General features: G+C 45.6%; 1 protein-coding gene and 1 pseudogene. Both read right to left on the bottom strand.

Translation table 11 applies throughout. The features are described 5' to 3' along the window. Positions 1-193 (bottom strand): hypothetical protein (locus ACYVG7_RS09920; protein WP_460882974.1); only part of this gene is annotated, 193 nt, incomplete at its 3' end. 36 nt (positions 194-229) lie between these two features. After that, positions 230-505: pseudogene (locus ACYVG7_RS09915) on the bottom strand (transposase); the annotation flags it as partial. Between the last annotated feature and the right edge of the window lie 78 nt (positions 506-583).

The following is a 583-nucleotide window of genomic DNA, read 5'->3' as shown; positions in this document are numbered from 1 at the left end:
TGAAACTGGTCAGGATCGGCTGTCGAACGGCTCCAATGCCACAACGCCTGTTGAAGCTGGCTGAGTCTCGATGGTAATCAGGTTCATCTTTGTGCTGATTGGCCGCATTGCTGCAGTCCACAGCGGCCATGGCCATGCCGCTAACACAGAAACTCAATGCAGAAAATAGTGCCAACATATTTTTATTCATCATGATTAACCCTCGGTTCAGCTTTAATTATTTACCTGATTACCATCGAGATTCAGCCAGTTTTAGCAATCGCTGTGGCATAGGTGCCGTTCGAATTCCTGCTCTGGCTAAATCAGTTACCATCCACTCCAGATTGAATCGGTGATTGAACTTAAAGCTGAACTCAGCCAAATACCGTGGCAGATGCTTCTGATTTATCGCGTGATAGGTTCCATGAATGGAATTCTTTACGTTACTTATCATGGTATTGACCCACTTGAAGTAGGGCAGTTTGACACTTTCAGGCCCTCCTCCTGTCACGATCCCAAGATGAATGGCTAATAACATCATGTCGATCGGCCAATAACATCATGCCGATCACTATTTTTCTGCCCGCGTTTATAGCGTCTTTCT

It is taken from the genome of Pseudaeromonas pectinilytica, from assembly GCF_054780855.1.
The sequence above is the reverse complement of the archived record's forward strand: the minus strand, read 5'-3'. Positions and strand labels throughout refer to the sequence as shown.